Source organism: Hymenobacter fodinae, from assembly GCF_004745825.1.
GTDB classification, from domain to species: Bacteria; Bacteroidota; Bacteroidia; order Cytophagales; family Hymenobacteraceae; genus Hymenobacter; species Hymenobacter fodinae.
Map to the genome: position 1 here is coordinate 107,579 of NZ_SRLA01000002.1, position 14,538 is coordinate 122,116.

9 protein-coding genes are annotated in these 14,538 nt (G+C 55.5%); 6 read left to right on the forward strand and 3 right to left on the reverse strand.

Features of this window, described 5'->3' with window-relative positions; all coding sequences use genetic code 11:
* Positions 1-241 precede the first annotated feature (241 nt).
* Entirely contained in the window at positions 242-3,427 is a 3,186-nt protein-coding gene (locus tag EU556_RS07640) for a TonB-dependent receptor (protein WP_135432867.1), read from the forward strand.
* A gap of 351 nt (positions 3,428-3,778) precedes the next feature.
* Here the strand turns inward: EU556_RS07640 and EU556_RS07645 are convergent, their stop codons facing one another.
* From EU556_RS07645 to EU556_RS07655, 3 genes are all read right to left on the reverse strand, one after another.
* A complete protein-coding gene (locus EU556_RS07645; RefSeq protein ID WP_135432869.1) occupies positions 3,779-4,141 on the reverse strand; it encodes a hypothetical protein in 363 nt (120 codons plus the stop codon).
* 80 nt (positions 4,142-4,221) lie between these two features.
* The gene (locus EU556_RS07650; RefSeq protein ID WP_135432871.1) at positions 4,222-6,588 is read right to left on the reverse strand and encodes a M1 family metallopeptidase; all 2,367 of its coding nucleotides are present in this window, start codon (positions 6,586-6,588) and stop codon (positions 4,222-4,224) included.
* A gap of 235 nt (positions 6,589-6,823) precedes the next feature.
* Positions 6,824-7,438, reverse strand: a complete 615-nt coding sequence (locus EU556_RS07655; RefSeq protein ID WP_135432873.1) for a HupE/UreJ family protein — start codon at positions 7,436-7,438, stop codon at positions 6,824-6,826.
* A 563-nt stretch (positions 7,439-8,001) separates the two neighbouring features.
* Between EU556_RS07655 and EU556_RS07660 the strand changes: the two genes are divergently transcribed.
* The 5 genes from EU556_RS07660 to EU556_RS07680 all read left to right on the forward strand — a co-directional run bounded on the left by EU556_RS07660 (position 8,002) and on the right by EU556_RS07680 (position 14,416).
* Positions 8,002-11,151 (forward strand): T9SS-dependent M36 family metallopeptidase, encoded by a 3,150-nt coding sequence (locus EU556_RS07660; protein WP_135432875.1) that lies wholly within the window; start codon positions 8,002-8,004, stop codon positions 11,149-11,151.
* Between the two features lie 311 nt (positions 11,152-11,462).
* Positions 11,463-12,011, forward strand: a complete 549-nt coding sequence (locus EU556_RS07665) for an RNA polymerase sigma factor (RefSeq protein ID WP_245327524.1) — start codon at positions 11,463-11,465, stop codon at positions 12,009-12,011.
* On the forward strand, positions 12,008-12,703 hold the full coding sequence (locus EU556_RS07670; protein WP_135432877.1) for a hypothetical protein: 696 nt from the start codon (positions 12,008-12,010) through the stop codon (positions 12,701-12,703). Before EU556_RS07665 ends, EU556_RS07670 begins: the two co-directional genes overlap by 4 nt.
* Before the next feature lie 44 nt (positions 12,704-12,747).
* Positions 12,748-13,635 (forward strand): DUF4097 family beta strand repeat-containing protein, encoded by an 888-nt coding sequence (locus EU556_RS07675; RefSeq protein ID WP_135432879.1) that lies wholly within the window; start codon positions 12,748-12,750, stop codon positions 13,633-13,635.
* A 73-nt stretch (positions 13,636-13,708) separates the two neighbouring features.
* On the forward strand, positions 13,709-14,416 hold the full coding sequence (locus EU556_RS07680) for a hypothetical protein (RefSeq protein WP_167855502.1): 708 nt from the start codon (positions 13,709-13,711) through the stop codon (positions 14,414-14,416).
* Positions 14,417-14,538 lie beyond the last annotated feature (122 nt).

Below are 14,538 nucleotides of genomic sequence, written 5' to 3' on the forward strand. Positions count from 1 at the left end.
TATTTATTGAAGGTATATTTGAAAAATATAATTTATTGATTATTCTATTCGTCAATTATAACTAGGTAGAAGATTGTTTTAAACCTGTTTTAATAAATTTAATTGCTGTTAATCGTTGATACATAACATTATAGTAACATACAGTGTATTTTAATTTTATAGGTATAATTCAATTTGTTGAAAACTGACATACCTTTGCGGCCCTTTTAAAAAAGGGGCTTTTTTCAACAAACGTTTATCTATGAGTAACTTACGTTTACGCCATTTGGTGTTGCTGATCCTGACGTTATTGTCAGCGCGGTTGGGCATGGCGCAGAACACCACTGCCGCGATGAGCGGCACAATTACCGACCAGTCGGGCGCAGGCCTGCCGGGGGCAACAATTATTGCGGTGCACAACCCCACCAACACCCAATACATTGCTCCTACTAACTCTGAAGGCCGTTTCAACCTGCAGAACATGCGGGTAGGTGGCCCCTACAGCGTACGAGTAACGTTCATCGGGTACAAGGATGTAACCCGGGAAAATATCTTCCTGAGCCTAGGCCAGAACCAGCGTCTCGACATCAACCTGAGCGAAGCCACGGAACAGCTAGCCGATGTACTCGTAAGCACCCGTCGTGATGGCATTATGAACGCCAGCCGCACCGGTGCTGAAACCCGCATCTCGCGTGAGCAGCTGCAGCGCCTACCCACTCTGAACCGTTCCCTGAACGACTTCACGCGCCTCACGCCTCAGGCCAACGGTGGCACTAGCAACTCGATCGGCGGCGCCAACAACCGCTACAACAACATCACCATTGACGGTGCGGTAAACAACGACGTGTTTGGTCTGGCGCCAAGCGCTACCCCCGGCGGGCAAGCCGGCACCCAGCCTATTGCCCTCGACGCCATCCAGGAAATTCAGGTGGTTATTGCACCCTACGACGTAACCCTGGGCAACTTCACTGGCGGCGGTATCAACGCCATTACCCGCTCGGGCTCGAATGATTTCTCGGCCTCCATCTACGGCTTTGGCCGCAACCAGAACACCATTGGCAAGAGCGTAACCGAACCCCGCACCAAAGCCGATGAGTTCTACAACTACCAGACCGGTGCCCGCGTGGGTGGCGCTTTGGTGAAAGACAAGATTTTCTTCTTCCTGAATGGTGAAATTGCCCGCGCCAGCACACCCCTAGGCTTCGACCCCGGTACCTCGGCTTCGGGTATCAACCCGACTACGCTGGCCGGTGTGGCTGCTTACGCCAAGCAGCGCTATGGCTATGAGGTAGGTAACTACGGCAGCGTAACCAACCGCACCGAAAGCAACAAGATCTTCGGTCGTCTGGACTTCAACCTTTCGGAGAATCACCAGCTGACCATCCGCCACAACTACGTGGAGGCCTTCGCCGACAACCTGACCCGCTCTTCTATCAACTTCCGCTTTGGCAACAATGGCTACCGTTTCAGCAACGTAACCAACAGCTCGGTAGCGGAATTGAACAGCCGCCTGGGCCGCTTCTCGAACAAGCTGTTGCTGAGCTACAGCCGCATTCGTGACCGTCGGGATACCCGCGGTACCCTGCTGCCCTCCTTCACCATCTCCGACAACGGTAACACCTACATCTTCGGTACGGAGCGGAGCTCGGCTCTCAATAGCCTGAACCAGGACATCGTGGAAGTAACCGACAACCTGACGGCTGCTTTCGGTAAGCACACCCTCACGGTGGGCACGCACAACGAAGCCTTCAAGTTCCGCAACCTTTTCATTGCCGATGGCAATGGCGCCTACACGTTCTCCTCACTGCAGAACTTCTACAACGACAAAGCAACCCGCGTACAAGCGGCCTACCCCACCACCGGCGACGGTGCTGCGGCTTTCAAAGCCATGCAGCTGGGCTTCTACGTGCAGGATCAGTACTCGCCTATCGAGAACCTGCGCCTGACCGCTGGCCTACGCCTCGACGTGCCCGTGTTTACCGACAAGCCCGTGTACAATCCGCGCGTAGCTAGCCAGACGGCCTTTGCCAAGTACGGCGACATCAACACCGAGAACATGCCGAACGGCCAACTGCTGTGGGCGCCCCGCTTGGGCTTCAACTACGACGTGAACAACGATGCTAAAGTGCAGGTGCGCGGCGGTACGGGTATCTTCACGGGCCGCGTGCCCTATACTTGGATTGCCAACAGCTACACCAACAGCGGTATGATTCAGGGCAACCTCGATATCAACAACGCTTCGTACAACTCGGCTAACCCCAACACCCCACGCTACCTCTCGACCATCGAGACGAACATCAGCAACATCCCGACTACCTATAGTTCGGGTGCTGCCAAAACGGCTCAGATCAACACGCTGTCGAAGGAGTTCAAGCTGCCCCAGGTGTGGCGCTCGAACCTGGCCGTGGACTTCCGCCTGCCCGGCGACGTGCTGGCTACCCTAGAGGCTGTGTACTCGAAGACTATCAACGATATATACTACCAGGACGCTAACCTGGCGGCTCCCGTTGGCAAGCTGGCCGGCCCCGACCAGCGCCCCGTGTACGCCGGTGGCAATGCTCGTCGGGTAGACCAGAACTTCACGAACGTGTACGTGCTGCAGAACACCAACAAGGGTTTCCGCTACAACTTCACGGGCCAGCTGCAGAAGCAGTTCTCGGATGGGCTGAACACGATGGTGGCCTACACCTACGGTAAGTCGAAAGACGTGAACAGTGGCTTTAACACTACTGCTTCGTCGAACTTCGGCTTCAACCAGATCATCACCGACCCCAATAACCCGGAGCTGAGCTACTCGCTCAACGACCGTCGTCACCGCTTGCTGGCTACCGCTGGTTACACCTTCCACTACGCCGGCGACAAACTGGCTACTACCATCTCGGCGGTGTACGAAGGCCTCTCGGGCCAGCCACTCACCTACGTGTACGGCAACAGCACCGACCTGAACGGCGACGGTAACAACGGCAACGACCTGATCTACATTCCCCGCGATGTACGCGACGCCAACGAAATCAAGCTGGTAACCACCGACAACCGCACTCTGGCGCAGGTACAGGATCAGCTGGAGGCCTTCATCAACAACGACCCCTACCTGCGTAGCCACCGGGGCCAGTACGCCGAGCGCTTTGCTGCTCGTCTGCCCTGGACGCACCAAGTAGACATCCGCGTAGCCCAGGACTTCAACTTCCAGGCTGGTGGCAAGAAGAACACCATCCAGGTAACCTTCGATGTTATCAACGTGGGCAACCTGCTCAACAACGACTGGGGCCGTCAGTACTCAGTACAGAACAATGCTACCGAACTGCTCCGCGTAGAAGCGACCGGCAACGGTGTGCAGCCTACGTTCTCGTTCCCCCGCACCATTGCTACCCGCACCAATGCCTGGGACGTGTCTAACCTAACCTCGCGTTGGCAGGGTCAGCTGGGTGTGCGCTACATCTTCAACTAAGCGCTACCTAATACTACTCCGCACGAAAAGCGGCCGGCGAGTTTCGCCGGCCGCTTTTTTATGTGGTCTAGGTCAGATGGTGCAGTGCTTATAGTTTCAGAAGGCTAGCTGTCTTCTTAATTAAAGAGGAGATAAGAAGAGTTGATGTGGCCTAAAGCGAGTCATTTAGAATGCCTCAATTAACACGTCATCCTGAGCGGAGCGAAGGATCTATTCACATGTACACGACTAGCCTAGCGCCTCGTGCTCACGTGAGAAGATCCTTCGCTCCGCTCAGGATGACGTGCTTTTGAAGCGTATATCTCTTGCATTAACAGAAGCAAAAACAGCCAGACTAAATAGCCCGGCTGTTTAATTAATCTTTGGATTCTTCCTTCTGACTGGAAGTGGCCGAATAGAAGTCTGTAAAATGATTTCACCTTTACGGCTGATAGTTAATGCAGCGGAATTAGCTTTCTTATGTAAAAAGTCATGGTCATGGATAATGTCGTAGGCCTGCTCAGTTATTGGTATGCTTGCGGTTGTACCATCGGCACACTTCACAAGAAGGGAAAAGTTATTCCAGTTACGCCTGTCAACAACTTTGCCCGTTATTTCGCCAGCCAGTGAACGTTGTAATAGCTGAGTCCGATATTGCCGAACCTTCACCATTAACCATAGAATTGCTGCATTTAGTAAGAAGAAAAAACAGAGAATAATAGAAGTGTCATCCATATTTAACTTGATAGCACAGGTACATAACAAAAACAGCCGGACCATGTGGCCCGGCTGTTCAAATCTAATAGGAAGTAAGCTTAGTTACCACCGGTAGCACCAGTAGTACCACCGCTCTGCTTGGGCTGCTGCGACGAGACGTTGCGCTGCTGCATGGGGTTCTGCGGGGCGGCCTGCTGTTGCTGCTGGAACAGCTCGAAGCGAGAAGGCGCCAGCTTGCGCGGGAAGCCATTGTTCGAGAGGTCCGTGTCGGCGGTTTGCAGATAGGGGTCGAGGGTGAACGAGGCCACGGGCTTTTCGGTGATGAACACCTTGGTTACCTCGGCGTTGTTGCGGCGCCAGATTTCGGCGGGGATGTTTACCACTTCGTTCGTGCCATCGGCATAGGTCATCTGGATGATAACTGGCATCACTAGGCCACCAAGGTTCTTCAGATCAACCTGATAGTAGTTCAGGCCCTTCTTCAGAATTTCCTGCTGCTCTGGCTTCAGCCTCGACACGTACTGCTGGTAGCGGGCCTTATCGGTTTCCGACACTGCCAGTGGGTCGTAATTGTTGTAGAAGTCCTTCAGCTCGGGCTTCTCGTCTACCAGCGTCTTTTTGATGTCCTGGAGGTTGCGCTGCTGGGAGAGGCTCTTGGGAGCAGCGTTCAGCTCCTCGCGGCGGGCAGCATTCTCAATGTCGGGGTTCTTCGAGTCAACTTTGTACCACTGCACGTTCTCAATGCTCAGGTCGGTGTGCTCGGTGCCGTAGAACCAGCCGCGCCAGAACCAGTCGAGGTCAACGCCCGAGGCATCTTCCATGGTCCGGAAGAAGTCGGCGGGCTTGGGGTGCTTGTAGGCCCAACGCTGAGCGTAGGTCTTGAACGCGTAGTCGAAAAGCTGACGACCCATTACCGTTTCGCGCAGGACGTTCAGGGCGGTGGCGGGCTTACCGTAGGCATTGTTACCCAGCTGCAGCACCGTCTCCGAGTTGGTCATGATGGGGTTCTGCAGGTTCGGGTTCATGGCCATGTAGGGCACAATCTGAGCCGGCTCGCCGCGGCGCGAGGGGTAACCCCGTTCCCATTCCTGCTCCGTGAGGTACTGCATGAAAGTGTTCAGGCCTTCATCCATCCAGGTCCACTGGCGCTCATCGGAGTTCACAATCATCGGGAAGAAGTTGTGGCCTACTTCGTGGATAACCACCGAAATCAAGCCATACTTCGTGGCCGAAGAGTAGGTGCCATCCGCCTCGGGGCGGTAGCCGTTGAAGCAAAGCATGGGGTACTCCATGCCGCCGATGGGACCGTGCACGGAAATAGCCACCGGGTACTCGTAGGGAATCGTGAACTTCGAGTAGGTCTTGAGCGTGTGCGCTACGGCCTGCGTGGAGTACTGCCCCCACAGCGGGTTAGCCTCCTTAGGATAGTACGACATGGCCACCACGGGCTTGCCTTCTACCTTCAAGCCCATAGCATCCCAAATAAATTTCCGCGAGGAAGCCCAGGCGAAGTCACGCACGTTTTTGGCGTCGTACACCCAGGTTTTGGTGCCTTTGGCGCGGCCCTGCTCGGCTTTAGTGGCCTCATCCTGCGTTACGATAACCACCGGCTTCGAGGAGGATTTGGCCTGATCAAAGCGCTTACGCTGGGTAGAGGTCAGCACCTGGTCGGGGTTCTGCAGGGTGCCGGTGGCGCCTACTACGTGGTCGGCGGGAGCCGTAATAGCTACTTTGTAGTCGCCGAAGGGCAGCGTGAACTCACCCTGGCCTAGAAACTGCTTGTGCTGCCAGCCGTTCACGTCGTCATAGACGGCCATACGGGGGTAGAACTGGGCAATTTCGTAGAGATAGTTCTTGTCCTGCTCGAAGTACTCGTAGCCCGAGCGGCCACCCGTCTTCTTCTGGTCGTTTACGGTGTAATGCCACTTCACCGTGAACGTCACCGACTGCTTGGGGGCCAGGGCCTGGGGCAGGTCCACGCGCATCATGGTGTAGTTGATGGTGTGAGGCAACTGCTTATTGCCGCCCTTTATCCGGATGTCGTCGATCTTAAATGAGCCATCGAAGCTGGTGCGCTCCAGGTACTCCAGCGTCTGGAACGACATTTTATCCCGCAGCTCCGCCGTTTGCGTCGAGGCCGTCATCGACTTGGGGTCGTAGATGTTGGCGTCGAGCTGCAGCCACAGGTAGCTGAGCTTGTCGGGCGAGAGGTTGGTGTACGTGATATCCTCAGTGCCGCTGATGCTCTGGTCGGCATCGTTGAGCGTCACTTTGATATTGTAGTCGGCGCGCTGCTGCCAGTAGTCGCGGCCGGGCGCGCCCGAGGCCGTGCGGTACGTATTGGGCGTGGGCAGCTCCTGGCCGAGCTGGGCAAATTTATCGGTGCCGGAGTTGGTGTTCTGCGCCAGGGCCGGAGCGGCTAGCAGAGCCACCAGCCCAGCGGCCAGCAGAGGTTGTTTCAACATGGTATGAAAAGGGGAGTGAATGACGCCGGAAAGAAGCGAAGATACTGGCCTAGCGCCTCATATCCTCGCGTGCCGCGAAAGACACGAGTAGGACCTGCGCGTTGCACAGGAAGTGATGAGGTGATAGGATAAGAAGGTGATGGGGTAATGAGGTGATGAAGTGAAGAAGCAACAGGGGCGAAGCCGCGGAGCGGCCAGTCGTACTTGCTCCTCACCTTCTTACCCCATCACCTTATCACCCCACCTGGCCTAGGAGCAGGACCAAGGCGATGCCAAGCGCGGCGCCACTGGTCACGAGCAGCCAGTCGCGGCGGGCAGCGTTGAAGATGCGCAGTACCACCAGGCCCAGCAGCAGAATGATGCTTACGATAAGCAACTGGCCCAACTCTACGCCAATGTTGAACGACAGCAGCTCCAGCACGGGGCGGCTCTGGTGGCCTAGCAACTCACGCAGGTAGCTGGAAAAGCCTAGCCCGTGAATCAGGCCGAAGACTGCGGCCAGCAGGTTAGGGAGGGTCAGGACAATTGGCCCCACGGTGTCGCGGCGGTTAGGGCTGATGCGCGTGGTGGGGCGGCCCGCCTGCAACAGGTTGGCTATGCAGGTGATGATAATGGTAATGGGAATTAGAACTTCGATGAGCTTGGGCGAGTAGTCCACCACGCCTAGCGTAGACAGCGCCAGCGTAACGGAGTGGCCTACGGTAAAGCTCGTGACCAGAGCCACCACCGGTTTCCAGTCGCGCAGCACAAAGGGCGCGCACAGGGCCAGCAGAAACACCATATGGTCGTAGGCCTCCAGGTTGAAGATGTGGTAGAACCCGAGCTGCAGATACGTTTGGAATACCGACATAGGGCAAATCTACACGACCTGCGGAATTAGCTCGCGTTTGCTACCACAGCAGCCAACAACAATAATTGCTAAGCTAGCCGCCGCAGCCAGTGGCCTACGCACCAGTATAAGAAAGCCACCCCCTGCTAACCTGCTATTTGGGTGCAGTTGCTGCTGGCTGCGGCTTACCTTATGCCGCTGTAGGCCCCACATTAAGAAGCATCAATGATTAGCACTTTTAACCTGTTGATTGTCTGGCTAGTATGAAATTGCTCATAGCGAGAAATAGGTGTATGATAAGTAGTTGATAAGTAAGTTGTTGCACTATGTTGAGAGTGGTATTATGGCTTATCTGTTAAAAAATGTGATTAAAGGAGTAGCTCTGTGTCTATAGGTTACCAGTTATAGTCGAAACAGGGCCATTACAGCACGCCAGAGCACATTATACAAGATGAAGCTTGTGTGAATATTGTGCTTTTTTTATGTATAAAATATTGTCATGGGGAAATAAAATATAGGAATTGCACAACCAAAGAATCAACTTCAATTCTACTAATCCTTTCATCTCCACAACCTTATACCACATGACGAAATTCTTACCAGTACTGGCTCGGCCGGTAATGGTGGGCGCGCTGCTGCTTGCAGGGTACTCATCATTCAGCCAGAGCACTCCTTCTTCTGAGAAAAAGGCCGCGCCGCAGCTAGCCCTGCAGCATCTCAAAGCCAACAGACAAGCTCTGCAACTCACCGATGCGGACCTCTCCGACATCGTGTTGAGCAGTGAAACTACCTCCAAAAATGGCACGCGGCACCTGTACTTGCAGCAGCTGTACCAGGGTATTGAGATTCATAACGCCATTACTACCCTCAACCTGACCAAAGATGGGCAGGTGCTGAGCATTGCCAACCGCTTTGAAAAGGACCTGGCTAAGCGCATCAAAACCAACAAAGCCAAGGTAACGCCCGACGCCTCTGTGCGCACGGCTGCGCGCCACCTAGGCCTCTCGCTTAAGCAGTCGTTGGATGTGCAGCGCCGAGCTGGTGGCAACGACAACGAAATGCTATTCTCTACGGGCGGTATTTCCCTCGAGCCCATTCCGGCCAAGCTGGTGTACCAACCCCTGGAAGATGGCAGCCTGCGCCTGGCCTGGGAGGTATCTATCTACGAAAAAGACGCCCTCAACTGGTGGAACGTTCGCCTGGATGCTAACACCGGCGAAGTGCTGGACAAGGACAACCTGGTAACCCACTGCGAGTTCGATAACGACGGGCCCGGTGGACTGCCCTTGCGCGAAACCTCTAGCGCTGCCCGCGCCACGGAAACCAAGCCGTTCAACTTTGCTACGGCCATGATTGAGGCCACCAATGCCAGCGGCTACAACATTTACCCGCTGGTAACGGAAAGCCCCAGCCACGGCCCCCGCGTGTTTGTAGGCCTAGACGCTGCCGATAAAGACGCTTCGCCTAAAGGCTGGCAGCACACGCCCAATGGTGTGCTCACGACCACGCGCGGCAACAACGTATTCGCCTACGAAGACCCCGACAACAAGAACAGCTACACCACCAGCTACAGCCCAGATGGGGGTGCTGAGCTGAAGTTTGACTTCCCCATTGATTTCTCCAAGCAGCCCGTAACCTATCGGGATGCGGCTACCACTAACCTGTTCTACTGGAACAACATCATGCACGATGTATGGTACCAGTATGGGTTCGACGAAGCCAGCGGCAACTTCCAGTTCGACACCTTCGGCAAGGGAGGCTCCCCCAACGACCCCGTGTTGGCCGAAGCCCAGGACAGCCGCAACATTCCAATTCCGCCGCCCGGCCAAACCACGCGTAACAACGCCAACTTCTCGACTCCCGTCGATGGTTTTGCGCCGCGTATGCAGATGTATCTGTGGAACGCTATTCCGGACAAGGACATGTTCCGGATTACCTCACCTAGCACGGCGGCTGGCAGCTACCCCGCCATGGAAGGTACCTTTAGCAAGCGCCTGACAGCTACGCCCGTAACAGGTAAGCTGGTACTGGCGCAAACCTCGGGTGCCGTTAGCGCCGAAGGATGCTCGGCCTATACCAATGCCGCTGCCGTAGCCGGCAACATTGCCGTTGTATACCGGGGCACCTGCGGCTTTGCTGATAAAGCCCAAACTGCTCAGCTGGCTGGCGCCATTGCCGTAGTGGTAATTAACAATGCACCCGGTGCACCCATTGCCATGGGTGGCACGCCTACAGTAGCTACGCCTGCTATTACCATTCCGGCCGTGATGATCAGCCAGGCCGACGGCGCTAAAATCCGGGCCCTGTTGGATGCCTCGCAGGAAGTAACCGTGGCTCTGAAAAGCGAGGCCGTTGAACTTGATGGTGACTTCGACAACGGTATCATTGCCCACGAGTACGGCCATGGCATCTCCAACCGCCTAACGGGTGGCCGCCTGACTACTAGCTGCTTAGGCAACGCCGAGCAAATGGGAGAGGGCTGGAGCGACTGGTTCGGGCTGATACTGACCATGAAGCAGGGCGACCAACCCACCAAAATTCGCGGTATTGGTACCTACGCCTCGGGTCAGCCTACCACCGGTGGCGGTATCCGCCCTGCCCCGTATACCACTGACTTTAAAGTAAACGCCTACACCTACGGCGCTACCAACAACACCTCCCTGGCTGCCCCGCACGGCATTGGCTTCGTGTGGTCTACCATGCTATGGGACATGACCTGGGATTTGATTGGCAAGTATGGCTTCGACGCCGACCTCTACCACGGTAAAGGCGGCAATAACATGGCCATGCAACTGGTAATCGACGGGCTGAAGCTGCAGCCCTGTCGTCCGGGGTTTGTGGATGGTCGTGACGCTATTCTGCTGGCCGACCGCCTAGACAACGGTGGCGCTAACCAAGAGCTGATCTGGCGCGCGTTTGCCAAGCGAGGCCTAGGCTATAGCGCCAAGCAGGGCCTGAGCACTAGCCGCACCGACCAGGTAGAAGCCTTCGATATGCCTCCGCTGTACGCCTGCTCGGCCCCGAGCATTGCCGTTACGCCCACTTCGGCAGGTTTTGCTGGCGCTGCTCTCAACACCATCTACCTCGGGTATGGCGCGCAGAGCGTAACGCTGACCGCCAGCGGCGACCCAACCTTCGCTTACACCTGGACGGTAGAAGGGCCAGTTACGACGGGCCTGAGCAGCACCACAGTAGCTAACCCCGTGTTCACACCCACGGTAGCCGGGATGTACACCTTCACCGTAACGGCCGTCAACAGCGACAAATGCACCCGCACCGCCACGGTAAAAATCAACGTAATTGATGTGCGTTGCGGCAACAAGAATGATAAAGTACAGGTGTGCCACAAAGGCAAAAACGTGCTGTGCATTGGCGCTGCCGACGTTATCGACCACCTCAACCACGGCGACATGGTAGGGGCTTGCCAGAACGCCTCGGCCTCGGGGCTGCTGGCTGACGAGGGCGCGGCCAACGACCTGCAGCTAGCCGCTACGCCTAACCCCACCAGCACAATTACCAAGCTGTCGTTTACCCTGGCGCAGCAGGGCGCTTACCGCCTGGAGGTTATCAACACACTGGGCTCTGTGGTGGCAGTAGTAGGCGAGGGCACCGGCAACGCCGGGGAAAGTTTTTCCTATGACTTCAACCGCGGCAAGCTGGCCTCCGGCGTATACATCGTGCGCCTGACCTCGGGCAAGCAGAACAACTTCACCCGTATCATGCTGCAAGACTAGAATAGCAGTGCAGTAACCAATAGGTAAGTAAAAAAAGCCCCTGATCAAATCAGGGGCTTTTTTTATGCGTCTGGGCCAGTAGCTAGCAAAATGAGCCAGGCCAGGAGCAGTACTAGTTGTGCCTCTAATCATAGCTTCGGGAGCTTGCGGCGAGCATACTGGATACGTGTTGTGCCCACTTACTGTAGCTAGGGCTGCGCATGGGGTAGAACGGTGCCTAGACCACTCCAGCATACTTGGCAAAACATTTTACTAAGCCAACCAACCTTTCCGGCAGATAGCCCCACCTTAAGACAAATAGCACGATCTGCTTGTCGACAATTCCTACCACCGATTCTACCCTGGTTGATCAACAGCTGCTGGCTGCGTGCCTGGCACAGAACCGGGTTGCCCAGCGTCAGCTCTATGACCGGTACAAAAAAGCCATGTTCTCCTGCGCCCTCCGGATCTTGAACGACCGGGACCTAGCCCAGGATGCCTTGCAGGATGCCTTCGTGGATGTGTTTCGCAACCTGGGCTCCTTCCGGCAAGACGCGGCCTTGGGCGCCTGGATCCGGACGATAGTGGTACGCCGCTCCCTCCTGATTCAGCAGCGGGAGCAGCGCATGGAAGTATACGACCAGCAGCGTCACCCCGAACCCAGCATTAGCTGGCACGATGGTTTAACCGGCGAGTTGCTGGAGAAAGCCATTCAAGCATTACCCACTGGGTACCGCACCGTTTTCTGCCTGATTGAGGTAGAAGGCTACGCCCACCGTGAAGTGGCCGAAATGCTGAGCATTTCGGAAGGAACCAGTAAGTCGCAGCTGTACCACGCCAAACGCCTGCTGCAAGGAAAGCTGCAGGAACTACGCCGATGAAAGAAACTCCGGAAGAAGGCCCCGAGTTGGGTCGCCCTCACTTACATAAAGCCATTGCCAACTTACCCAGCCACGAGCCTGATGAGCACACCTGGACGCAGATTGAGCAGCAACTTAACCTGACCACCCTGCTAGGCCAGGCCCCCCCCGAGCTGCCTGAACACGAGCCCGATGAGTTGGTGTGGGACGGCATCATGGCCCGTTTAGACCAGCCGGAGCCAGCTGCCGTACCACCAGCCGCCGCTCCTGTAGTGCGTCGCATGTGGCCTAGCCAAGTGCTGCGCGTAGGTGCTATTGCCGCTAGCTGGCTGCTGGTGCTATTAGCTTGGCACTACTGGCCCTCAGCTACGCCCCAACGGATTGTGGCGCAGGAGCGCATCAGCTACACCGTAGAAACCGTGCCCACTGCCGCCACTACCGAGGAGCCGCTACCGCTGCCCAATGATGCCGCCCAGGAACATGAGGGCATGGCCTTCATCAACGCGCAATGCAGCAAAGTGCCAGTGGGCTGCCAGTCGCCGGAATTCCAGAACCTGAAACAGCAGATGGCGGAGCTGGACGCCGAAGAAAAGCGGTTGCAGCGGGAAGTGCAGCGCTTCGGCAACAACCCTGAGCTCATCCGGTACCAAACCCGCGTCACCACCATGAAAGCTACCGTCACGAAAGAGCTTATTCAACTACTTATATCCTGATGATGTGTTCATATAGTTTACGTAAACTTCACCTACTGCACTGCGTGTTGGCCCTGCTGCTAACTGGTCTGTGTGCCACAGCACAGGCCCAGTCGAAAGTGCAGGTAGTAACCCGAACGGTGGAGAAAACCCTCACGCTCACACCCGCCACCAAGGTGTACGTGCAGGGAGAGAAGGCCACGGTCCAGATTCTGGGCTGGGACAAGCCCACGGCTCGCCTGGTACTGCGCCTGGTAGCCAAACACCCCTCCCGCACTGTTGCCGAAAAAGACTTGCAGGCGCTGCAGTATCGTATTGAGCAAAACGGCAACGACCTTACCCTGCGCAACTTCTTTAGCTTGGCGGCCGGCACTACCTTGCAAAGCAATTTGCGAGCGGAGTACACTCTCTGGTTACCAGCCAAAACCCCCTTGCACATCGCAAATGCCTACGGCGAAACCGATCTGACAGCCCTCACTGGTCTGCAGGAAATCAACCAGGAATTCGGGCAGATTAAGCTGCAGGATCTGCAGGGTCAGCTTACCATCACCAGCAAGTACGCCGACATCACGGCCCGCAACCTGGACCTGGCATTTAGCTGCCGCGCCGACAAAGCCGCCATCCGACTTTCTGGTATTGCGGGTCGCTACACCATCCACAACACGTACGGCAGTATTCAGCTGGAGCCCACCGCCGGCCTTACTGGCGTACAAGTAACGGCCGCGCGCACTGAGGTAACTGTATTAGTGCCTCAGATGGATTTGTTCAGCTACGAGTTTACTACTGTGCACGGCAGCATTAAATTGCCTGCTAATTCTACCTTCTCGCCTGGAGTAGTTAATACCCGCACCTTCTTCCAAGTTCAATATCGCAAAGCCGATCCGCTGATCCGCATTAATACTTCCTATGCGCCTGTTACGCTGCAGGTCAACCCCTTATTGTTACGTCGCTAATCCTATCCTGATGCATACTAACGCACTTTCCCGGCTAGGCCTATTGGGCCTGCTTATACTGCTTCTGAACCTTATGAACCACACTGGCCTAGGCCAAGTCATCACGGCCGACTCCTCACGGGTCAGCTACGAGGAAGAAGAAGCCCAATCTGATTTCAACTTGAAAGAGCGCTATAATTATTTAGTGCGTTCTAAAGTCGAGGAAACGCAATTGTGGAAGCTTGGACTGAATGATGTCGGCTTCGACTTTGGCCGGTTCCGCTATGGCATTTACTTGATTTACGAGCGTAAGCTCCGGACATCTTTCTCCGTGTTGGGTGAGCTAAACCCCACGGCCCAACCCGGCTACCGCTACATTTATGACCCCAATACCAATATAGGTGGCCTAGAAAAAACGCGTTACTTAAACTTAGGAGCCCAAATAGCAGGCCGTTACTATTACAATCTTAATAAGCGGATACGTAAGGGTAAAAGCGCAAACAACTTCTCGGCCGATTACCTGTCGGCCAGTATCAAGACCAATGGCGCTTATATCCCACGGAATACGCATAACAACACATATTCCGGGGGTGACCCTAAGGAATACCTAGTTGAGGTGCCCCAATTCAGTGTGCGCTATGGGTTGCAGCGCCGTTTGGGGCGCTACGGCTTCGTAGATGGAAATCTAGGGCTGGCAACCGACATGATCTTTCTGGCTCGTTATCCCAGGCAGTACTACAGCTGGAGAAGCGCAATTTATGGGGTAGGTGAGTTCCGAATAGGCCTTGCACTCGGAAAGTAAGCCGTAGCCGAAATGCAACACTGAGTTGCTGTGCCGCCCTAGCTGATGCTAGGCGGCTAACTGCAGTTGCACTATGTGCAAAATAGATCTGCGTGTTTTTGAATTATAGGAAGGGAGGGTAA

What these genes read in the sequence shown, in the direction of transcription:
- EU556_RS07670 (WP_135432877.1), top strand. Translation starts at nt 12,008, where the DNA reads ATGAAAGAAACTCCGGAAGAAGGCCCCGAGTTGGGTCGCCCTCACTTA.
- EU556_RS07655 (WP_135432873.1), bottom strand. Translation starts at nt 7,438, where the DNA reads ATGTCGGTATTCCAAACGTATCTGCAGCTCGGGTTCTACCACATCTTC.
- EU556_RS07650 (WP_135432871.1), bottom strand. Translation starts at nt 6,588, where the DNA reads ATGTTGAAACAACCTCTGCTGGCCGCTGGGCTGGTGGCTCTGCTAGCC.
- EU556_RS07680 (WP_167855502.1), top strand. Translation starts at nt 13,709, where the DNA reads ATGAACCACACTGGCCTAGGCCAAGTCATCACGGCCGACTCCTCACGG.
- EU556_RS07640 (WP_135432867.1), top strand. Translation starts at nt 242, where the DNA reads ATGAGTAACTTACGTTTACGCCATTTGGTGTTGCTGATCCTGACGTTA.
- EU556_RS07645 (WP_135432869.1), bottom strand. Translation starts at nt 4,141, where the DNA reads ATGGATGACACTTCTATTATTCTCTGTTTTTTCTTCTTACTAAATGCA.
- EU556_RS07660 (WP_135432875.1), top strand. Translation starts at nt 8,002, where the DNA reads ATGACGAAATTCTTACCAGTACTGGCTCGGCCGGTAATGGTGGGCGCG.